This is a genomic window from Acinetobacter sp. ANC 4636 (genome assembly GCF_054454555.1).
On sequence record NZ_JBTKVD010000008.1, the window covers coordinates 1 to 22260 of the forward strand.

The 22260-nt window shown below is 40.4% G+C and carries 18 protein-coding genes; 7 read left to right on the top strand and 11 right to left on the bottom strand.

Annotated elements, in window-relative coordinates:
* The first annotated feature begins 187 nt into the window (after nucleotides 1-187).
* Nucleotides 188-1543 carry an amidohydrolase gene (locus tag ACX1N5_RS09860; RefSeq protein ID WP_458801985.1) on the top strand — a complete coding sequence of 452 codons (1356 nt, stop codon included), beginning with the start codon at nucleotides 188-190 and terminating at the stop codon, nucleotides 1541-1543.
* A gap of 244 nt (nucleotides 1544-1787) precedes the next feature.
* On the opposite strand, the gene folP is transcribed toward ACX1N5_RS09860, so the two are convergent.
* The 3 genes from folP to rlmE all read right to left on the bottom strand — a co-directional run bounded on the left by folP (nucleotide 1788) and on the right by rlmE (nucleotide 5412).
* On the bottom strand, nucleotides 1788-2651 hold the full coding sequence (gene folP / locus ACX1N5_RS09865) for a dihydropteroate synthase (RefSeq protein WP_458801983.1): 864 nt from the start codon (nucleotides 2649-2651) through the stop codon (nucleotides 1788-1790).
* Between the two features lie 72 nt (nucleotides 2652-2723).
* Entirely contained in the window at nucleotides 2724-4619 is a 1896-nt protein-coding gene (gene ftsH, locus ACX1N5_RS09870) for an ATP-dependent zinc metalloprotease FtsH (protein ID WP_034426006.1), read from the bottom strand.
* A gap of 142 nt (nucleotides 4620-4761) precedes the next feature.
* Nucleotides 4762-5412, bottom strand: a complete 651-nt coding sequence (rlmE, locus tag ACX1N5_RS09875) for a 23S rRNA (uridine(2552)-2'-O)-methyltransferase RlmE (protein WP_035365260.1) — start codon at nucleotides 5410-5412, stop codon at nucleotides 4762-4764.
* Between the two features lie 334 nt (nucleotides 5413-5746).
* Here rlmE and yhbY point away from each other — a divergent pair, with 334 nt between their 5' ends.
* Together yhbY and ACX1N5_RS09885 are read left to right on the top strand one after the other, a co-directional pair.
* Nucleotides 5747-6070 (top strand): ribosome assembly RNA-binding protein YhbY, encoded by a 324-nt coding sequence (gene yhbY, locus ACX1N5_RS09880; RefSeq protein WP_004903585.1) that lies wholly within the window; start codon nucleotides 5747-5749, stop codon nucleotides 6068-6070.
* Nucleotides 6071-6083: 13 nt separating this feature from the next.
* Nucleotides 6084-6620, top strand: a complete 537-nt coding sequence (locus ACX1N5_RS09885) for a DOMON-like domain-containing protein (RefSeq protein WP_458801980.1) — start codon at nucleotides 6084-6086, stop codon at nucleotides 6618-6620.
* 41 nt (nucleotides 6621-6661) lie between these two features.
* On the opposite strand, the gene ACX1N5_RS09890 is transcribed toward ACX1N5_RS09885, so the two are convergent.
* Entirely contained in the window at nucleotides 6662-7279 is a 618-nt protein-coding gene (locus ACX1N5_RS09890) for a hypothetical protein (RefSeq protein ID WP_458801978.1), read from the bottom strand.
* Nucleotides 7280-7599: 320 nt separating this feature from the next.
* On the opposite strand from ACX1N5_RS09890, the gene carA reads away from it, so the two are divergent.
* From carA to greA, 3 genes are all read left to right on the top strand, one after another.
* The gene (gene carA, locus ACX1N5_RS09895) at nucleotides 7600-8739 is read left to right on the top strand and encodes a glutamine-hydrolyzing carbamoyl-phosphate synthase small subunit (RefSeq protein ID WP_004753524.1); all 1140 of its coding nucleotides are present in this window, start codon (nucleotides 7600-7602) and stop codon (nucleotides 8737-8739) included.
* A gap of 14 nt (nucleotides 8740-8753) precedes the next feature.
* Nucleotides 8754-11987: a carbamoyl-phosphate synthase large subunit gene (carB, locus tag ACX1N5_RS09900; RefSeq protein ID WP_458801975.1), complete on the top strand. Its 3234-nt coding sequence runs from the start codon at nucleotides 8754-8756 to the stop codon at nucleotides 11985-11987.
* 92 nt (nucleotides 11988-12079) lie between these two features.
* Nucleotides 12080-12556 (top strand): transcription elongation factor GreA, encoded by a 477-nt coding sequence (gene greA, locus ACX1N5_RS09905; RefSeq protein WP_004903576.1) that lies wholly within the window; start codon nucleotides 12080-12082, stop codon nucleotides 12554-12556.
* Nucleotides 12557-12905: 349 nt separating this feature from the next.
* Here greA and ACX1N5_RS09910 read toward each other — a convergent pair whose 3' ends face one another.
* The 4 genes from ACX1N5_RS09910 to ACX1N5_RS09925 all read right to left on the bottom strand — a co-directional run bounded on the left by ACX1N5_RS09910 (nucleotide 12906) and on the right by ACX1N5_RS09925 (nucleotide 16863).
* On the bottom strand, nucleotides 12906-13217 hold the full coding sequence (locus tag ACX1N5_RS09910) for an MGMT family protein (protein ID WP_458801972.1): 312 nt from the start codon (nucleotides 13215-13217) through the stop codon (nucleotides 12906-12908).
* Between the two features lie 47 nt (nucleotides 13218-13264).
* Entirely contained in the window at nucleotides 13265-14764 is a 1500-nt protein-coding gene (locus tag ACX1N5_RS09915; protein WP_131382523.1) for a cation:proton antiporter, read from the bottom strand.
* 244 nt (nucleotides 14765-15008) lie between these two features.
* Nucleotides 15009-15854, bottom strand: a complete 846-nt coding sequence (locus tag ACX1N5_RS09920) for a CE1 family esterase (protein ID WP_458801969.1) — start codon at nucleotides 15852-15854, stop codon at nucleotides 15009-15011.
* A 100-nt stretch (nucleotides 15855-15954) separates the two neighbouring features.
* A complete protein-coding gene (locus ACX1N5_RS09925; protein WP_458801967.1) occupies nucleotides 15955-16863 on the bottom strand; it encodes a DUF808 domain-containing protein in 909 nt (302 codons plus the stop codon).
* Between the two features lie 183 nt (nucleotides 16864-17046).
* Between ACX1N5_RS09925 and trpS the strand changes: the two genes are divergently transcribed.
* Entirely contained in the window at nucleotides 17047-18060 is a 1014-nt protein-coding gene (gene trpS, locus ACX1N5_RS09930) for a tryptophan--tRNA ligase (protein ID WP_458801965.1), read from the top strand.
* A 333-nt stretch (nucleotides 18061-18393) separates the two neighbouring features.
* Here trpS and sucD read toward each other — a convergent pair whose 3' ends face one another.
* From sucD to lpdA, 3 genes are all read right to left on the bottom strand, one after another.
* Nucleotides 18394-19284, bottom strand: coding sequence for a succinate--CoA ligase subunit alpha (gene sucD / locus ACX1N5_RS09935; protein WP_004903563.1), 891 nt, complete (start codon nucleotides 19282-19284; stop codon nucleotides 18394-18396).
* Between the two features lie 12 nt (nucleotides 19285-19296).
* Nucleotides 19297-20475: an ADP-forming succinate--CoA ligase subunit beta gene (gene sucC / locus ACX1N5_RS09940; RefSeq protein WP_458801963.1), complete on the bottom strand. Its 1179-nt coding sequence runs from the start codon at nucleotides 20473-20475 to the stop codon at nucleotides 19297-19299.
* Between the two features lie 294 nt (nucleotides 20476-20769).
* Nucleotides 20770-22203, bottom strand: coding sequence for a dihydrolipoyl dehydrogenase (lpdA, locus tag ACX1N5_RS09945; protein WP_458801961.1), 1434 nt, complete (start codon nucleotides 22201-22203; stop codon nucleotides 20770-20772).
* Nucleotides 22204-22260: the final 57 nt, after the last annotated feature.

Genomic DNA, 22260 nt, shown 5'->3' on the forward strand with positions numbered 1-22260 from the left:
CATTGATTAAGCATCTTAAAATAATTAATTTTTTTATAAGATGATTGCATTTAATAGAGAGTAATGACTATTCAATCCATATCTTTTAAGTATTTTTAAACAACCTATAAGGTTGTTTTATCTGGCTATTTACCTGACATAATATAATTTCGCATTAAGGAAGGTCAGAAGTACCAAAAGGAAAAAAATGCTTTTAAAATCAAAATTAATTTGTTTCATGACACCACTGCTTTTACTCAGTTCAAATACATTTGCTGACTGGGTGAAAGATGCATCTTTAAAGAATGAAGCCGAAACCATTCAATTAAGACACCAAATTCATGCGCATCCAGAATTGGGAAATATGGAATTTCAAACCTCTGCGCTTGTACAAAAAGAACTCAAATCTTATGGAATTGAAGTTAAAACAGGCTTTGCCAAAACAGGAGTCATTGGAATTTTAAAAGGTGCTCAAGCAGGGCCTGTGATGGCATTAAGAGCAGATATGGATGCGCTACCAATTGAAGAAAAAACAGGCTTGCCATTTGCCAGCAAACAAAAGGGAATCTATCAAGGAAAAGAAGTATCCGTCATGCATGCATGTGGCCATGATGCACACACTGCAATGCTCCTCGGCGCAGCCAAAATATTAGCGAAGAATAAAGATAAAATTAAAGGAACCGTTGTTTTTGTTTTTCAACCTGCTGAGGAAGGCGGTGCAGATATTGATAATTTTAGCCAAGGAGATCAAATTGGTTCCAGAAAAATGATCTCAGATGGAGCACTGTCCAATCCGAAACCAGAAGTTATTTTTGGAATGCATGTGATATCTGGTCTGCAAAGTGGACATATTTATTACAAAGATGGCGCAATCTTGAATAGTGCAGATAATTTAAGTATTCAAGTTATAGGAAAACAGGCGCATGGTTCTATGCCTTGGCTCAGTAATGACCCGATTGTAAGCTCCGCCCAAATTATCAATAACTTACAGACGATGATCAGTCGCCGTACAAATTTAACCGAAGGAATGGGTGTCATTAGTATCGGTAGTATCCAGTCTGGAAATGCTGGAAATATTATTCCTGAAAAAGTTGATATGCTGGGAACGATTCGCTCTAACAATGAAAATATTAGACAAAATATTATTCAACAACTCCCTGAGATGATCAAATACACCGCCCTAGCCAATCATGTCAACGCAGATGTTAAAATATCAGCTTATGCACCTGTGACTACAAATAATAAGGCTCTGACAGAGTTAATGATCCCTACATTTAAAGAAGTTGTTGGAGATGAAAAAACACATTATTTAAAAAATAATGCAAGTGCCAGTGAAGACTTTGCTTATTATGGTCAATTGATGCCCTCTTTATTTGTATTTATTGGGGCAACTCCAGCAAACCAAGATATGAGTAAAGCTGCACCTAATCATAGCCCGAATTTTATTGTTGATGACACCACACTAAAAACAGGCGTTGAATTACATGTGCGATTTATACTTGATTATCCTGATAGACGTGCAAATCAGTTAAAAACCAATACCCAAAACAATCCGCTTTTATGAAAACTATCTCTCGAGCGGTGAACAATCCTCATTAGATCAAGGTCAATCACCATTTTCTGTTCTACATCAACAACTAGAGTTTGAGAATGGTGGCAGCCCCAAAAGATGGCTATGTGTATCTAAAATTTTAGGGTTATTCACATTATGAGGTTTTTTCAAACTTCACAATGTGAATGTTTGGGCTTCATGTGGCATTTTGATAGATTCATCTACATTCAGCTTTTGATTTTCACCACCAATTCACTTATACCCATTCTTGCCAGTTTTGCATCGCTTGCCAAACCTTAATCGCATCAGCTGTTGCCTTGACATCATGTGCACGCACCATGCAAGCACCTTGCTGAATCGAAAGCAGATGCCCTGCTACACTTCCTACAGCTCGAGCTTTTGCATCAGTTTCCTCAACTACAGCACCAATAAAACGTTTTCGGGATAATGCCGATAAAATTGGATAACCCAGTTCATGCAATTTCCATAACTCATTTAACAACTGTAAATTATGTGCTGTATTTTTAGCAAAACCAAAGCCAGGATCAATCATAATATTTTCAGGTGCAACACCGACCTGAATTGCTAAATCAATCTTTTGTTTTAGCTCAGCAATCACTTCTGCTGTCACATCTCGATAATCTGCCAACTGATTCATGGTGGTTGGCTCACCCCGCATATGCATCAAAATCACAGGAATATTCAGCTCTGCTGCCGTTTCTAGTGCATTCGGGCGAGTAAGTGCACGTACATCATTCCAGATATGTGCACCAGCTTCTACAGCTTGTCGCATGACCTCTGGTTGACTGGTATCAATCGATAAAATCACATCTTCTTTTGCCAAGACTTCAACAACAGGAATCACGCGTGCCAATTCTTCTTCTACACTAACAACTGCTGCACCTGGACGCGTAGACTCACCACCAATATCAATCACTGTTGCACCATCAGCGATCATTTGTAGCGCATGTTCAATTGCCTGTTGCTTTGAATTATGTAACCCACCATCGCTAAATGAATCGGGCGTAACATTTAAAATGCCCATAACATGTGGCAGAGATAAATCTAAAAGTTTTATGCCACATCTCAACTGGTGCTGAGACAAAGGTACATAGTGCATAGTTCAAACTCAAAATTAATTCGTGCTAAGTTTAAAATAAAAAAGAGCCACCGAAGTGACTCTTTTTAATCATTAACTCAACACAGGTAATGGAGGTGGAGTTGATGGACCATCTTTTGGTGGTTCAAGATCTGATACAGGGTTCTCTGCAACATATACTTTTGGTGGTCGTGGTTCACGACCTTCCATAATATCAAGCACCTGATCACGATCAATGGTTTCCCATTCCATCAATGCTTTCACCATGGTATGGGCTTTATCTTTATTATTCTCAAGAATATCCCAAGCCACTTTATATTGTTCATCTAAAATACGACGAACTTCTGCATCAACCTGTTGCTGTGTTGCTTCCGAAATTGTACGGCTACCAATATTACCAAAGAAAGACTGCTGGCTATCATCTTCATAGACCATAACACCCATCTTGTCAGACATACCATACTTGGTCACCATTGAACGGGCAATTTTTGTTGCACGTTCAAAGTCATTTGATGCACCAGTAGACTGTTGATGAATAAAGATTTCCTCAGCAATACGACCACCAAACAAGATTGAAATCTCATTGAGCATTTTGTCTTTATAATTACTAATTTGGTCTTGTTCAGGCAACTGCCAAGTAACACCTAATGCCCAGCCACGCGGCATAATGGTTACTTTATGCACAGGATCTGTACCAGGTAGAACTTCCGCAACAATCGCATGTCCAGATTCATGATAAGCCGTTGCACGACGTTCTTCATCACGAATAATCATCGATTTACGCTCAGGCCCCATATAAATCTTGTCTTTAGCATCTTCAAAATCATGCATGTCGACCGTATTTTTATTGCGGCGCGCAGCAAATAATGCAGCTTCATTTACAAGATTTGCCAATTGAGCACCTGAGAAGCCAGGAGTACCACGTGCCAAGATTTTTACATCCACACCTGTTACTGATGGTAACTTTCTTAAATGTACATGCAGAATCTGCTCACGACCTTTAATATCAGGCAGACCAACCATTACTTGACGGTCAAAACGTCCTGGACGCAGTAAAGCTTTATCAAGAACGTCTGCACGGTTCGTTGCAGCAATGACAATAATGCCTTCATTGCCTTCAAAACCATCCATTTCAACCAGCATCTGGTTCAAGGTTTGCTCACGCTCATCATGACCACCACCTGTACCTGAACCACGATGACGACCGACTGCATCAATTTCATCAATAAAGATGATACATGGAGCATGGCGTTTTGCCTGTTCAAACATATCACGTACACGTGATGCGCCTACACCCACAAACATTTCAACAAAATCTGAACCTGAGATGCTAAAGAATGGTACTTTCGCTTCACCAGCAATCGCCTTCGCAAGTAAGGTTTTACCTGTACCTGGGGGGCCTACCATCAATACACCTTTTGGAATAGATGCACCTAAACGTTTGAATTTTGCAGGGTCTTTAAGAAAGTCAACAATCTCAACAACTTCCTGCTTCGCTTCATCACATCCAGCAACATCAGCAAAAGTCACTTTGATTTGATCTTCGGCAAGCATTTTTGCTTTTGATTTACCAAAGCTCATTGGACCATTTTTGCCGCCTGCACCACCACCCATGTTACGCATAAAGAACATGAATAACAAAATAATCAAAAGCACAGGGAAACTTGCGATGAGTAGTTGCATCAAAACACCTTGACGCTGTGGTGCAGTACCTTCAACCACAACATTGTTTTTGATCAAACTTGGCATAAGTTCAGGGTCTTGAACCGCAGGGCGAATACTTTCAAAATCTGAACCATTCTTTTTTTCGCCAGTGATTTTTTCGCCATCTATAGTGACTTGTTTAATTTGGCCTGCGTTTACCGCAGCAACAAACTCAGAATAGTTCATTTCTGACGGTTTCTTGTGATCACTGATATTGCTGAAAATTAATATCAGTGCTCCAAGTATCACTAGCCACAACACGGCGTTTTTGAAGAGATCGCTCAAAGCTTTATTCCCATATCATCAATCTAATTTAATCATGCCCTATATAATTCAGGGTGATTTATTCTCAAATAAGCGAGTCACACACTCAAGCTACCTTGAATTGTACAACATGCACAATTTTTATCGACTTGGCAAGTCAACTTTATTGCGATGTTTTTTTGCGTCCCTGCCCAATCAGAAAAACTTCTTTTGAACGTGCGCGGGATGCTTCTGGCTTCGCTGTTTTCAACACATCAAAGCTATCGACTACTTGTTTACGAAACTCGTCAAATCCCGTACCTTGGAAAACTTTGACTACAAATTGCCCTTTCGGTCCTAAAACCTTTTGAGCAAAATCGAGTGCAAGCTCACACAAATAAATCTGACGGGGTTGATCAACAGCTCTATTACCTGATGTATTGGGGGCCATATCTGAAATTACAACGTCAACTTGACGTCCATTTAAAATATTTAACAATTTTTCGAAAACTTCCTCTTCCCGAAAGTCACCTTGCAAGAAAGTTACATCTGGGAGTGCATCCATTTCCAAAATATCAGAAGCAACCACCAAACCTTTATTACCAACTAGTTTGCCAGCAATTTGCGACCAGCTACCAGGAGCAGCCCCCAAATCAACGACAGTCATACCTGGTTTGATGATTTTATATTTCTCTTGGATTTCAAGAAGCTTATAGGCGGCGCGTGCGCGATAACCCTCCTTTTGTGCTTTTTTCACAAAAGGATCGTCTAAATGCTCTCTCATCCACGCACGACTACTTTTAGATAACTTTTGGTTGGTAATGCGTGTTGCCATAATCATCTATATTTAAAAACATTAAGTATGCATTGTACGAAAAAAATGTTCTACTTGCAGTATGCATCTGCATCGAAACACATGACTTTTTTTGATGCTGTTTATCGTTAATTTAAAAAATTTAAAACTTTTTGCTGTTTTAAATTCGGTCTTAATAAAAAACACTTGTGTTCCTCGGTTGAGGACTAAGCGACTAAGCCCGCCAATTTAACATACTTTTTCAAGAAATTAATCATCAAAAAATATCTATTTATGTGATTAGAGCCAAGTTTTTTATACGGTTCGGATTACAATTTGCTATACTACTGCGCTTTTCAAAAACTAGGTTTATTTCATGGCAACACTATCCATTCAAGAACGAAAACGCTTACGTCAAATTGGTCACGCTTTAAATCCTGTGGTCATGATTGGTGGACAAGGTTTAACCGACAGCGTTATTGAAGAAACTGTTCGTGCATTAACTGATCATGAATTAATTAAGGTAAAAATTGCTGGTGAAGACCGCGATGCACGTGCCGAAGTTACTGAAGCACTTGCTCAGGCAACACAAGCTGAAGTGATACAAAAAATTGGTAAAATTGTACTACTTTACAAAAAAGCTGCGAAACAAAATCCAAAGCTGTCGAATCTCGTTCGTCATGCACATTTAGCTAACTAAATCAGAGTTTGGTATGGCCAGTTACGAGCTACAAGCTTTTCAACGTTTTCATGAGATTTCTTTGGTCGGTGCACTTGAGTATCAGGCACCTTACACTTTAAATCTTGGCTTTTGGCTACGTGACCCCTTACAACTGATCAACTGGCCAAGCCTAGAAACAGTACATCCTCGACAAGATTTTCTTTGGGAGAAGACTTGTTTTGAGCTGTTTATTGGGGTTCAAAATGAAGATTATTATCGTGAAATAAACCTATCTCCATCCCAAGCTTGGCAATGTTATCAATTTGAAGAATATCGCTATCCAGAAGATATGCCGCCGCAGATGGCACACGATATTGAGCTTATCGGGTTACAGCGCACACATTATGGGCTCAGCGCCACACTTGATTTAACTCAGTTTATGCAAAAACATCAACTGAAATGGCATGACTTATTTATTGGTTTAACTGCGATACTCGATACAAAACAAGGCATGCATTTTTACGCTATGCAGCACAGCAGTCCGCAGCCTGACTTTCACAATAAACGTGACTGGATTCATACTTTTTAAATAGAACAACGGGCATTTTTACCCGTTGTTCCTTTCAGATTTTATTTCACGTCTTCTGTTGCTTTCTCTTTTTTTACTGGCTCTTCTTCAGTCTCTTTTTTCTCATCAACTTCTTTCACCTTATGCCATGCTTCTACTGCATTGTTTTTTGTACGTTGCAAAGTTTCAGTTACATGCTCTTTGTGTTTTGTAGAAAACTGTGAAACATCATCTTTAACTTCTTTTGAAAGTTTAGAAAATTCTTCAACAATGGATGCAAATTCAATTTTTATCACTTCTTTTAGTTCGATAAGATCGTCTTGTGACAAAGTGAATTTATCCCGAAAATCATTAAAACGAACAAGGAAGTCCTCTTTCAATTGTTTAACTTGCTCCTGAAATGATGCTCCAGCCTCTTTAGCTTCTGCTTCAAGCTGGGCAGCCTGTTCAGCAGCCTTTTCTTTCACTGCCTCAAATTTTACTTCGACAGCTTCAGCCTTACTCTCAGCTCTGGCTTTAACGTCTTCAACCTTACTCTCAACCTTGACTTTAACGTCTTCAACCTTATCCTCAACCTTGGCTTTAACCTCTTGAACTTTGCCTTCGACTTTGGTTTTGACATCTGTTACGGCTTGTTCCAGCTGTTCTGTTTTTTCTTGTAGCGGTGTTTTTGTCGCCATGAGTTAACTCCTTTTCACAAAGATATTTATTTGTTGATATTTTTCAATCTAACAAACTGTCGTTTTTTTCACCACAAAATTGTCTAACAATTCACGAATTCTCACATAATGACATTGCTTTTTTTGCCATACAATGTGATTGTTTAGCACAATGCTTGCGCCTGATTGATTATTTATAAATACGTGGACTTTATCTACTTAGATGCGTACAATATGTTTTTAAGTTACAAGCGAGCAGACCAAAGGAGGGCGTGTTTTTAGGCAGCCATCTTTTTTATGTCTACTCGCTTTTTTACAGCTTAAAATTCAGGAGCTTTGGTTTGAGCACCCCCGCCATTTTAGCCCTCGCAGATGGAACTATCTTTAAAGGTACCTCTATCGGCGCTACGGGATGTACGACTGGTGAAGTCGTTTTTAATACAGCCATGACTGGCTATCAAGAAATTCTTACTGACCCGAGTTATGCACAGCAACTTGTGACTTTAACTTATCCACATATCGGAAACACGGGTTGTAACGCAGAAGATTCTGAATCGGGTCGTATCCATAAGGTATGGGCGAACGGTTTGATTATTCGCGATCTCCCATTATTACATAGCAATTTCCGTGCTGAACAATCTTTGGCTGAGTACTTAAAACAGCACAATGTTGTTGCAATTGCAGATATTGATACCCGTAAACTTACGCGTATTTTAAGGGACAAAGGTGCACAAAACGGTTGCATCCTTGCTGGTGAAAATATTACTGAAGAACAAGCTTTGGCAAAAGCACGTGAATTTGGCGGTTTAAATGGTTTAGACCTTGCCAAAGAATGTTGCGATCCAACTGGCTTTGAATGGACTGAAGGTTCATGGGCTTTGGGTCAAGGCTTTTCACAACCTGAATTAAAATATCATGTCGTTGCATATGACTACGGTGTCAAAACCAACATCTTACGTATGCTTGCAGACCGCGGTTGTAAATTGACCGTTGTGCCTGCACAGACTCCTGCAGAAAAAGTTCTGGCATTAAATCCTGATGGCGTATTTTTGTCGAATGGCCCTGGCGACCCAGCGGCATGTGATTACGCAATTGAAGCTGTAAAAACTATTGTTGAAACGACAAATTTACCCGTATTTGGTATTTGTTTAGGTCATCAAATTCTTGCCCTCGCTTCTGGTGCAAAAACCATCAAAATGGGTCATGGTCACCACGGTGCAAACCATCCTGTACAAAACCTTGAAAAGGGTACAGTGATGATTACTTCGCAAAACCACGGTTTCGCAGTCGATGCAGACACCTTACCAGCCAACTTAAGAGCAACGCATAAATCGTTGTTTGATGGTACGTTGCAAGGTATCCACCGCACAGACAAACCAGCGTTCAGCTTCCAGGGTCACCCTGAAGCTAGCCCAGGTCCACATGACTGTGCTCCACTGTTCGATCATTTTATCGAACTTATCGAAGCCGCTAAGAAGTAATTAAGGAGCGAATAATGCCTAAGCGTACGGATATTAAAAGCATCTTAATTATTGGTGCTGGTCCTATTGTGATTGGTCAAGCCTGCGAGTTTGACTACTCTGGTGCACAAGCCTGTAAAGCACTTCGTGAAGAAGGCTACCGCGTTATTTTGGTGAACTCTAACCCAGCCACCATTATGACTGACCCTTCAATGGCAGATGCAACTTACATTGAGCCAATCACTTGGCAAACTGTTGCACAAATCATTGAGAAAGAGCGCCCAGATGCTGTTCTCCCTACAATGGGTGGTCAGACAGCATTGAACTGTGCACTTGCACTTGATGAACATGGTATTTTAGAAAAATACAATGTTGAATTAATTGGTGCGAGCAAAGAAGCGATTGAAAAAGCCGAAGACCGCAAATTGTTTGATATTGCGATGCGCAAAATCGGACTTGAATGTCCTCGTGCCGATGTTGCAGAAAGCATGGAACATGCCTTAGAAATTCAATCACGTTTTGGCTTCCCTGTGATCATTCGCCCATCATTCACGATGGGTGGTTCAGGTGGTGGTATCGCGTACAACAAAGATGAATTTATTGAAATTTGTGAACGCGGTTTCGACCTTTCTCCAACTAAACAATTATTGATTGATGAATCTTTGATTGGTTGGAAAGAGTACGAAATGGAAGTTGTTCGTGACAAAAACGACAACTGTATCATTGTCTGTGCGATTGAAAACTTCGACCCAATGGGCGTACACACGGGTGACTCAATCACCGTTGCACCTGCACAAACACTCACTGACAAAGAATATCAAATCATGCGTAACGCATCGATTGCAGTTCTTCGTGAGATCGGCGTTGAAACAGGTGGCTCAAACGTTCAATTCGGTATTAACCCGAAAGATGGTCGTATGGTTGTGATCGAGATGAACCCTCGTGTTTCTCGTTCATCTGCACTTGCATCTAAAGCAACTGGTTTCCCGATTGCAAAAATTGCTGCGAAATTGGCGGTTGGTTATACCCTTGATGAGCTTAAAAATGACATCACTGGTGGTGTAACACCTGCGTCATTTGAACCTGCGATCGACTATGTCGTGACCAAAATTCCACGTTTCAACTTTGAGAAATTCCCTCAAGCTGAACCTGTATTGACGACACAGATGAAATCTGTGGGCGAAGTGATGGCGATTGGTCGTAACTTCCAAGAGTCAGTACAAAAAGCACTTCGTGGTCTTGAAGTTGGCGTTTGTGGTTTTGATGAGCAAATTGCTATTGGTGCTGAAGGCGCGAAAGATAAAATTCTTAAAGAGCTTAAAGTCCCAGGTCCTGAGCGTATTTGGTATATTGCAGATGCCTTCCGTCATGGTTTTACTCTTGATGACGTGTTTGAAGCAACCAAGATTGACCGTTGGTTCCTGATTCAAATCGAAGACATCATTAAAACTGAAGCTCAAGTGAAATCTTTAGGCTTTGGTGACTTAACTACTGACAATATCCGTTCATTCAAACGTAAAGGTTTATCTGACTTACGTATTGCAAACTTGATGGGTATTTCACAAAAACAATTCCGCAAGCAGCGTTGGAATCTGGGTGTTTATCCAGTTTACAAACGTGTGGATACATGTGCAGCTGAGTTTGAATCAGGCACAGCTTACATGTATTCAACTTACGATGAAGAATGTGAAGCCAACCCATCAAACCGTGACAAAATCATGGTGATTGGTGGCGGTCCAAACCGTATTGGTCAAGGTATCGAGTTTGACTACTGTTGTGTACACGCGGCGCTTGCAATGCGTGATGACGGTTATGAAACTATCATGGTGAACTGTAACCCTGAAACAGTTTCTACCGACTATGACACATCAGATCGCTTGTACTTCGAACCGATCACTTTGGAAGATGTCCTTGAAATCGTACGTACTGAAAAACCAAAAGGTATTATCGTACAGTACGGTGGTCAAACTCCGCTTAAATTGGCTCGTGCTTTAGAAGAAGCCGGTGCGCCAATTATCGGTACATCTCCTGACGCAATTGACCGCGCAGAAGACCGTGAACGTTTCCAACAAATGATTCAACGTCTACAACTTCGTCAACCAAGTAACAGCATTGTAAAATCTGCTGAACAAGGTATTTCTGAAGCTGCAAAAGTAGGTTATCCACTGGTTGTTCGTCCATCTTATGTACTTGGTGGCCGTGCGATGGAAATCGTATACAATGAAGATGAGTTGAAACGTTACTTACGTGAAGCAGTTCAAGCCTCTAACGAAGCGCCTGTTTTGCTTGACCACTTCCTAGATTCAGCAATCGAAGTTGACGTTGACTGCGTATCTGACGGTAAAGATGTCGTGATTGGCGGTATCATGCAGCATATCGAACAAGCAGGTATTCACTCTGGTGACTCTGCATGCTCGATTCCGCCATACTCGCTTTCTCAAGAAATCCAAGATGAAATGCGCCGCCAAACTGTTGCAATGGCAAAAGAACTTGGTGTTATCGGCTTGATGAACGTCCAGTTTGCAGTCAAAGGCAACGACATTTATATCCTTGAAGTGAACCCTCGTGCATCACGTACCGTTCCTTTTGTATCTAAATGTATTAGCGAATCTTTAGCGAAAGTTGCTGCTCGTTGTATGGCTGGTCAGTCTTTAGAATCTCAAGGTTTTACCAAAGAGATTATTCCGACTCACTTTGCTGTCAAAGAAGCGGTATTCCCATTTGCTAAATTCCCTGGTGTTGACCCAATGCTTGGACCTGAGATGAAATCTACAGGTGAAGTGATGGGCGTTGGTAAATCTTTTGGTGAAGCATTCTATAAAGCTGTTTTAGGCTCAAATGAACGCTTACCAGGCTTACCAACAGAAGGTGAAGTTAAACATGCATTCTTGTCTGTTCGTGATTCAGACAAAGAACACGTGGTTGATATTGCAAAACGCTTTGTTGAATATGGCTTCAAACTGGTTGCAACCTCTGGTACATATAAAGTACTCAGCGAGGCTGGTCTTGAGTGTGAGCGTGTAAACAAAGTCACTGAAGGTCGTCCACATATTGTTGACCGCTTGAAAAATGGTGAAATACACCTTATTGTCAATACCACTGAAGGCAAACGTGCGCAGTATGACTCTGCTGCAATTCGCCGTGCGGCATTACAAGGTAAAGTGTACTACACCACAACGATTAGCGGTGCAGAAGCAGTTTGCCAAGCCTTTGCGATCCAATTACCAATGGATGTATATCGCTTGCAAGATTTACAAAAGTTAAGTTAATTCCTGATCCGATAAGTCCCGTCACCTAATCGGTGGCGGGATTTTTCTTTTTTTTTAAACGGTATTATCCCATTTCATTTAGAGGGACTAAAATGCAACGTTATCCAATGACGCCTGAGGGCAAAGCAGCTTTAGAGAAAGAATTACAGCATTTAAAAACTGTTGAGCGTCCACGTATTATTCAAGCAATTGCTGAAGCGCGCGAACATGGCGATTTAAAAGAAAATGCAGAATATCATGCTGCTCGTGAACAACAAGGTTTCTGTGAAGGTCGTATTCAGGACATCGAAGGTAAACTCGGCGCATGCCAAGTGATTGATGTGAATGATCTTGAGCAAAATGGTCGCGTTGTGTTTGGGGTAACGGTCACCATTGAAAACCTAGATACAGAAGAACGTAAAACCTATAAAATCGTAGGTGATGACGAAGCAGATTTTAAAATCAATAAAATTTCAGTGAATTCACCGATTGCCCGTGGTCTTCTAGGCAAAAATGAAGGCGATGAAGTCAAAATCGTTACACCTCAGGGTGAAGTAGAATACGAAATTGTTAGCGTAGAATATCTATAAAAAATCAAGGAAGTACAAAGTACTTCCTTTTTTTAACTTATTACTTCAGCATAAACTTCATATGTGGCATCAAATATATTGACAGACAAAAGAACCCTGTCAGGAAATTGTTGGCATCTACCAGCGAGAATAAACACGAAAGAAATATGATTGTGCTTGGTTTATGGTAAACCCATCTGAATCAAAACAATTATTTTGATGACCGCCCTTCCAACCTGATAAACAGTCAAATCTGCCCGTATGTTAACGGCTGCTTAAACTCGCTGAATGGCATGTATATATTGATCAAATGACTCTTGTTTTTCCATATTTTTATATTGCTTAAAAGCATTTTAGATTGCACTCAATCTCAATGTCCCCACTGATATATCTTTAATTTAATTCGACCATCCATAACAACTACCCCTTCATCAATCAAGCGTATGGCTTGCAGATTTTCTCCTTGAGCATTGGTCTGACTCAGGCTAATTTTACCTTGTGCATTCACAACCCGATGCCAAGGAATATCGCTGTGTTCTTCAAGACTCTGCAAAACTTTCCCGACCAATCGGGCATGTCGTGGCAAACCTGCCATTTTGGCCACCTGTCCATAGCTGGCCACTTTTCCTTGTGGAATACGCGCAACCACTTCTAGAATCTGGCGATACAACTCGACTTGCATAAGAAGTCTCTCCGATAAAAAAGCCATCTTTAAGATGGCTTTAACACTTAGAAATTGTGAGGGTTTTCTAGTAGGTTGCGCTCTGTCATCTTGCTTGGATCATATAAAGCAGCTACACCATCATCCGCTTTCACATCGGCAATCTGTTCAGGGTTATACACAGTAATGGTTTCATTGCCATTGGCATCTTCCCCGACAATATACTTCACACCCTTGCGATTCATTTTATGACACAAACGCTGATACCAGCCCTTAAAACCTTCCGTTTCTTCATGCGAATTATAATAAAATGCATTCATTACCGCAGGCAATCCTAAACCACAGACCACACCTGACAGTAGCACTGCAATAAAAGTATAGCCAATCAGAATACTACTATACGGACTAAGGGTCGGATGGTTTGCCACTGCCAAAATCAAAGCCAGTGATAGACCACCACGTACCCCACCCCAGCTTAAAATTGTCAGACTGCCGTTATAACTATTCCTACGAAAACTTGGAAAGCAGGCAAAAGATAAAAAATTGGCAGCAAAACGGGAAATATGCAGCACAATAAATGCAATAATTCCACCCAAAATCATGCTGGCATTCAAATCTAAAATAAACAATTCCAGACCAATTAAAGTAAACAGGAATGAATTAATAATCCCCTCTACCGTATGCCAAAAATGATTAATTTCGCGAGTTGCGGTTTCAGATAGGATTTCCTGCCAGCGATTACCAACAATCAACCCACCTATCACACAGGCAATCGGCGCTGAAGCATGGGCAAATAACGCCACCAAGTATGAACCACATGCCAACAGTGCCGTAGTCAAAATGAGTGATTCAGGTTCATGTTTACCACGCAGTAAACGTAAAATCCCTTGCCCAAATGCCCAACCGATCAAGACCGCGACAACAATTTCATACAGCAAGGTTTCTAATGTACCAATCAGCGTAAAGTTTTTACCCTGAATCACATTCAACAAAGTCATGAATACAGCAATACACATTGCGTCATTAAACAGTGATTCACCTTCAAGTTTTACAATCAGATGATGCGGTGCACGCACTGAACTGAGTACACTTTTAATCCCGATCGGGTCAGTTGCCCCCAAAGCTGAGCCTAACAATAACAATATGGCAATTGGCACAGGATGCCCGATCAGCGCCTGAAAACCAAATAGCATGCCACCAAAAAAGACCGCACATAAGACCAGTGAAATACTGGCCAAAATGCTGATTGGTTTCCAGTGATTGCGCAAATCAGAAATTTTAAACTTTAATGCTGACGACGTTAAAATAAAACAAATCACGCCATTAATTAAAAAATCATAAAAATCGATGTGGCGAACTGCATTTTCAATATTATGAATATTAATGGTAATAAAATGATTACCACTCAGCAGGCTTGCACCCCACTGTAAAATAAAGACAAGAATTGCCGATACGATGGGTACACCAATCGCCTGAGGAAAACCTAAAATACGTTTGTTGAAAATTGTGGTTGCAATAGATAGGGCAAAAATAACTGTAAAGACCTGTAAAATAAAATAACTACCCATAAGCCCCCTATATCACTAGACTGATTTTGTTTTTACATAAATAAAAGCTCTGCGACGAAAAAAGACGTCTGAATCATTTTACATATTTTTCGTTATTTTTGGGGAAAATACCACACAATCACACATATAAATGGAAATTTATACACCTTTTTAGGCTATTAATGAAATAAAAAAACTACGCCACAAAATCAAAAAAAAAATCTTTAATAAATAAAATATTATTATATTTCAAATAATTAAATCATTAGTGATGATGCTGCTTTAAAAAATCCCAAATGACTTGAGTCGTATCAATGCCATTTGCATCTTCGAATGTTGACCAAGTATGTCCTTCAGATTTCAGTAAATACACCTGTAAATCTGCTTTACAAGCACGGTACTGCCAAAATTCAAAGGCTACTGTATTTGATTTTAGGTCTTTTGCCTGACATTGATTGGTCTTCTTCCAGATATCAATGGTTTGATTGAGTGGTAAAAAGGCTTGCGTCTGGACACGTGCCACAAAACGGACTTTACTCATTCCACCTATAATGGGAACAACTTGATCCTGCATACCATGTACAATCAATAGCGGTAATGGAGTCTTAGGTTGTGGCTGCTGAGCAAACATTGCTGCAGAAACTACAGCTGCAGCTGCAAAAGTTGCTCGCTGCTGTGCAATCAATTGATAAGTCAGCATACCGCCATTTGAAAAACCAACCAGATAAATACGATTTTGATCAACCGAAGTTCGTTGCTCAACTTCTTTCAGCATTGCATGAATAAATGCCACATCAGCACTTTGCTGCTGTTGGGCATCACCACAACAACCTAGTGCATTCCATGTCGCTTTCTCTGCATTTGGTGCAACCACAATCAGGCCTTCACGCTGGGTGACCGCCTGCCAGCGCTGCAACATTCGTGATGCATTGCCACCGCCACCATGCAACACAATCACCAGCGGTGCAGGTTTCTGACGATGTGCATCAAGTACAAGGTACTGGCGTTGTATACCTTGTACCAAGATCTGCTGCTTAATCGGTTGCTGTGCAACAGCGTAAGCTGACAACATTCCACTTAGGCATCCGACAAACAAACTGAGCCAACGCATAGGATTTACTCACTATAAAGCATGTTGAAAAGTATCGCAGGCTGACAAATCTTGTGCATGGAAACCACGATCAAACCACTTCATAACAACATCCCGCCTATTAACTGGCTTTTGTGAAAATTTTACTCAATACGGCGACTCCAGCAAGAACGATTGCTCCAGCAATGATGCCCAACCCCATGTTTAACATCATCGGAGTGATGCTTCCCATAATCTGCCCAACAGTTGGAATCACTTCTGTCTGATTGGTCACATGCTCAGTCAAATGATGTGCAAATGGAACAGCATGATTAATAATGCCACCGCCCACCAAAAACATTGCTATGGTTCCTATAATAGACAAGGCTTTCATCAGTTTAGGTGCAAATGCCAACAGCAAATTGCCAACACGTGTTTGCCATGCCTTACCTTGCTGAGTCAGATACAAACCCATATCATCAATTTTGACAATCAAACCAACCAGTCCATATACACCCAGCGTCATCACCACCGCAATCAGACTCATGACAACGACTTTATTCATCAGAGTTGCTGTTGCCACTGTGCCTAAGGTAATCACCACAATCTCAGCTGATAAAATAAAATCGGTACGAATTGCTCCTTTAATTTTATCTTTTTCATAGGCCACCAAGTCATCTGGTATTTCGGGGATTTCACTGACGTCGGTATGTTTCTTGGTATGTAGGCTATGCAGCACCTTTTCCATACCCTCATAACACAGAAACAACCCACCTATCACCAATAAAGGGTTAATTAACCAAGCAGCAAAAATACTGACAATCAGTGCCGCGGGCACCAAAATACATTTATTTAATAATGAGCCTTTCGCTACAGCCCAAACCACAGGTAATTCACGCTCGGCTTTAACGCCTGTAACCTGTTGGGCATTCAGCGCAAGATCATCACCTAAAACACCTGCGGTTTTTTGTGCTGCAGTTTTACTCATTAAGGCAACATCATCCAGTAACGTTGCAATATCATCTAATAACAGCAGTAGGCTACTTGCCATATATTATCCAGTATGAAGGTTTTTCAATATTGTAAAGTGTTTTTGTATTTTTCAGCATGTTGATGCATGAAAACCAACAATCTTAAGCAATTGCTTAGTTTTGTCATAAGACATCGTTCCGCTTATGCCTTACAATAAATGCATTTTTAAAAAACGATCAAAGCACAGCGTTTAGGATATCTCATGACAACAGCAGATCAACGCCCAATTATTTTGACAGGTGACCGACCAACTGGACAACTGCATTTAGGTCACTTTGTTGGTTCACTACGTTCACGCGTAGGTTTACAAGACACGCATCATCAGCACATTTTACTTGCCGATGCACAAGCCCTAACTGACAATGCCGATAACTTTGAAAAAGTCCGTCGCAATGTCATCGAAGTTGCTACAGATTACTTGGCTGTTGGTATTGACCCAAGTAAAACCACGATTTGCGTTCAGTCACATCTGCCCGCATTAAATGAACTCACCATGCTGTATTTGAACTTCGTGACTGTGGCACGTTTAGAGCGTAACCCAACAATTAAATCAGAAATTCAAATGCGTGGTTTCGAGCGCGATATTCCAGCAGGTTTCTTATGCTATCCAGTTGCTCAAGCTGCTGATATTACTGCATTTAAAGCAACTGTTGTGCCTGTTGGTGAAGATCAGATTCCAATGATCGAACAAACTAACGAAATTGTACGGCGTGTTAACCGCCAGATAGGACGTGATTTACTACCAGAATGTAAGGCACTGTTATCAAATGTAGGACGCTTGCCTGGCTTCGATGGCAAAGCCAAAATGTCCAAGTCTTTGGGCAACACGATTGTGTTAAATGCCACAGACAAAGACATCAAAAAAGCAGTGAATGCAATGTATACAGACCCAAATCACTTGCGCATTGAAGACCCAGGTCAAGTTGAAGGCAATGTGGTGTTTACTTATTTAGATGCCTTCGATACAAATAAAGAAGAACTTGAAGAATTGAAAGCTCACTACCGTCGTGGTGGTTTAGGCGATGGCACAGTGAAAAAACGCCTTGAAGGTATTTTAAAAGACCTGATTGCACCAATTCGTGAACGTCGTAATGAACTTTCTAAAGACCCAGACTATATTATGGATGTTTTGAAAGCGGGTACACAAAAGTGTCAGGTCATTACTCAAACGACACTAGATGAAGTAAAAGATGGGCTTGGAATGTTCCGTTTTTGAGCATTACGACAAAAAAATATGACCAAAAGTGACCATTTTTGTTAATTATGTGCAAAACATGCAACAAAAAGCGTCATTTTTTTACGTTATTTAACAGTTAAATTGCGTAAAAGCCTATTATTTTAGTCAGCTTTTTTATATACTGCTCCTATAGCGTTTAGTTGTTACAGCTAAATGACATTTCTCCATTTTACGGAACTGTTTTCAGTTTTTCGTTGTTCTACGCAGTGGTCACCCCAACCATTGCGTATTTTTTTATCTAAATTTTGCATAAAAAATTCAAGTTTCTAACAAGTAAAAACTTGAATTTTAAAATCAGTCTAAAATTTTAATTTAAATCAGTTTTTGATCTTTTAAAACTTCGAGCATGGTTGTACCAATTTCCGCAGGGCTACGAGTATAAGCGATTCCAGCTTTTTCAAATGCCATAAATTTCTCTTCGGCAGTACCTTTACCACCAGAAATAATCGCACCTGCATGCCCCATACGTTTGCCTTTTGGCGCAGTAACCCCTGCAATATATCCAACCACAGGTTTAGTCACATTGGACTGAATATACTCTGCTGCTTCTTCTTCAGCAGTCCCACCAATCTCACCAATCATGATGATCGCATCGGTATCTGGGTCATCCTGAAACAATTTTAAAGCGTCAATCTGATTCATACCAGGAATCGGGTCTCCACCAATCCCTATACAGGTTGACTGACCTAAACCAAGTTTAGTGGTTTGCGATACAGCTTCATAAGTCAAAGTTCCTGAACGAGAAATAATTCCAATACGTCCCGCCCGATGAATATGCCCTGGCATAATGCCGATCTTACATTGTTCAGGTGTAATAATACCTGGGCAGTTTGGCCCTATCAGACGCGTATTTTGCCCACAAGTTTCCAAATAACGTTTGGCTTTGAGCATATCTAAAGTTGGCACACCTTCCGTAATAACAACAATCAAACCCACTCCAGCATCAATTGCTTCTACAACTGAATCCAGTACATAGGGTGCAGGTACATAAATCACTGAGGCATCTGCCTGTGTTTCACGCATGGCATCTTGCATGGTATTAAATACAGGTAAATCCAGATGCGTCTGACCACCTTTGCCTGGCGTTACCCCACCCACAACTTTTGTCCCGTAATTTAATGCTTGTACGGAGTGAAATGTCCCATTTTTACCTGTAAAGCCCTGAACCAAAACCTTTGTATTTTTATTAATTAACACGCTCATAGCAATATTCCTTTAGTGATTCTGATCTTGTTGTAATGTTGCAACCACTTTCTGTGCTGCATCTGCTAAACCATTGGCTGAAATGAGAGTTAGTCCTGATTCATCCAAAATTTTTGCACCAAGCTCAGCATTGTTACCTTCTAGGCGAACCACCACTGGAATACTGACATTTACTTCTTGAACTGCTGCAATAATCGCTTCGGCAATCATGTCACAACGTACAATCCCACCAAAAATATTGATTAATACAGCCTCAACAGAATGATCTGCCAAAATAATTTTAAATGCTTCAATCACGCGTTCTTTGGTTGCACCACCACCAACATCTAGAAAGTTGGCAGGCTTTCCACCATAAAGCTGAATAATGTCCATGGTTGCCATCGCTAACCCTGCACCATTAACCATACAGCCAATATTGCCTTCAAGTGCAACATAGTTCAGATCATGCTCAGATGCTTTGAGTTCACGCTCATTTTCCTGAGTTTTATCACGTAGTGCAGCAACTTCAGGGATTCGATATACAGCATTAGAATCAATGCCAATTTTGGCATCAACACATAAAATTTCACCATTCTCACGTATAGATAGTGGGTTGATTTCAAACAATGCAAAATCATTTTCAACGAATGCACGATACGCGCCTTGCATCAGTTTAGTGAAACTATCAATCTGTTCATCTTTTAACTGTAATGCATAGCCGACCTGACGTGCTTGAAATGGCAATAAACCAGTTAAAGGATCAATACTGATTTTAATGATTTTTTCAGGGGTTTCTTCAGCCACTTTCTCAATTTCGACACCACCTTCAGTAGATGCCATAAAGGTGACACGGCGTGATGAACGGTCAACAACTGCTCCCAAATACAATTCACGCTCTACAGGATAAACATCTTCACAAACCAGTACGCTATTGACAGGCTGACCTAAAGCATCAGTTTGGTAAGTGACTAAACGTGTGCCTAAAATTTGTCCTGCATATTCGGCAGCTTCATCTTTCGATTTAACAACTTTTACACCGCCTGCTTTACCACGCCCGCCTGCATGTACTTGTGCTTTAATGACTGCAAATTTGCCAGCCAGTTTTTTATAGGCTGCAACCGCTTCATCGGGAGATGTTGCTAAGATACCTTCTTGAACAGGTAGACCATATTTCTTAAGTAACGCCTTGGCTTGGTATTCATGTAAATTCATTTGTGTACCTTTTATATTTATTGCATGCACTTTTTTTTAAAATACATCTCGATAAGCGAGCTACGACAGCATCATGCTGAAGTCTAATTCTAGTTGTAGTGGAAATTTTCAGGGAACTCAACTCTTTACTACAAATTAAGCATCATTTTCAAAAATATTATAAAGTTTAGGTATTTTATTGATAAATAATAAATGATTTTTATTATATTAAATTTATATATTTCAGTACCTTGAAATAAAAAATGGCGGTTATATTAACCGCCATTTTCCAATTAGATTATTTAATTCATCTAATTATTTACGTTTACGCTGAATCGCGTGAATTGCACGACCATCTACAGCAAGTGCAGCTTCATGAACAACTTCAGAGAATGTTGGGTGACCAAATGTCATTAACTGAAGATCTTCAACAGAAGACACAAACTCAAGTGCGATCATACCTTGGTGAACGATATCAGATGCTGCAGGTCCAATAACATGCATACCCAATAAACGGTCAGTTTTTGCATCAGCAACGAATTTAACGAAACCAGCACCTTCACCCGCAGCTAAAGCACGACCATTTACAGCAAAACCGAATTGACCAGTTTTTACTTCATGACCTTTTTCTTTAGCTTGTTCTTCAGTTAAACCAACCCATGCAGCTTCTGGATGTGTATAGATTACTGAGATGATTGTGTCATAGTTCACTTGTGCAGCATGGCCGTGAATACGCTCAACCGCCATTACACCTTCTTCCATTGCTTTGTGTGCAAGCATTGGGCCACGAACCAAGTCACCAATCGCGTATACACCTTCAACAGAAGTTGCACACCAGTCATTCACTTCAACCAAGCCACGCTCAGTTAATTTGATGCCTGAATCTTCAGCCAACAGACCTTCTGCATAAGCTTTACGACCTACACAAACGATCAATTTGTCAAAAGTTTCAGTTTTCTCTTCGCCACCTTGGGTGTACTTAACAGTCACTTCACGACCGTTAATTTCAGTACCAGCAACTTTAGCGCCAACACGGATATCTAAACCTTGTTTAGTCAAGATTTTTTGATATTCCTTAGCTACTGCTTTGTCAGCCATTGGTAAGAATGCATCCATTGCTTCAAACACAACAACTTCAGCACCAAGACGACGCCATACTGAACCAAGTTCTAAACCGATTACACCAGCACCAATTACACCTAAACGTTTAGGTACTTCAGGGAAGTTTAGTGCACCTGTTGAATCTACGATCAAGTCTTGATCTACAGGAGCTACAGGAATATTTACAGGCACAGAACCAGAAGCAAGAATGACATATTTAGGTTCTAAAAGTTGAGTTTCACCTTCATGTGAAACAAACTCAACTTTTTTACCAGCAAGTAATTTACCTGTACCTTTTAACCACTCAATACCATTGCCTTTAAGCAATTGATCAATACCGCCAGTCAATTGGTCAACAATTTTGTCTTTGCGAGCAAGAAGTTTTGCAAGGTCAAAATTTACTTCACCAGTAGTAATACCGTGATCAGCCAAATGATGCACTGTATCTTCATAACGATGTGAAGAATCAAGTAATGCTTTAGAAGGGATACAACCTACGTTCAAGCAAGTACCGCCTAAAGATGGCTTACCGTTATGAATACGTTTTTCGATACAAGCGACTTTAAAACCCAGTTGAGCAGCACGAATTGCAGCTTCATAACCACCAGGACCGCCGCCAATAACAACAAGATCAAATTGCTGAGACATGTTTATCTCCATGCACCAAGACAAAGGATCGCTCTGCCTTGGTTTATATTATTCGTA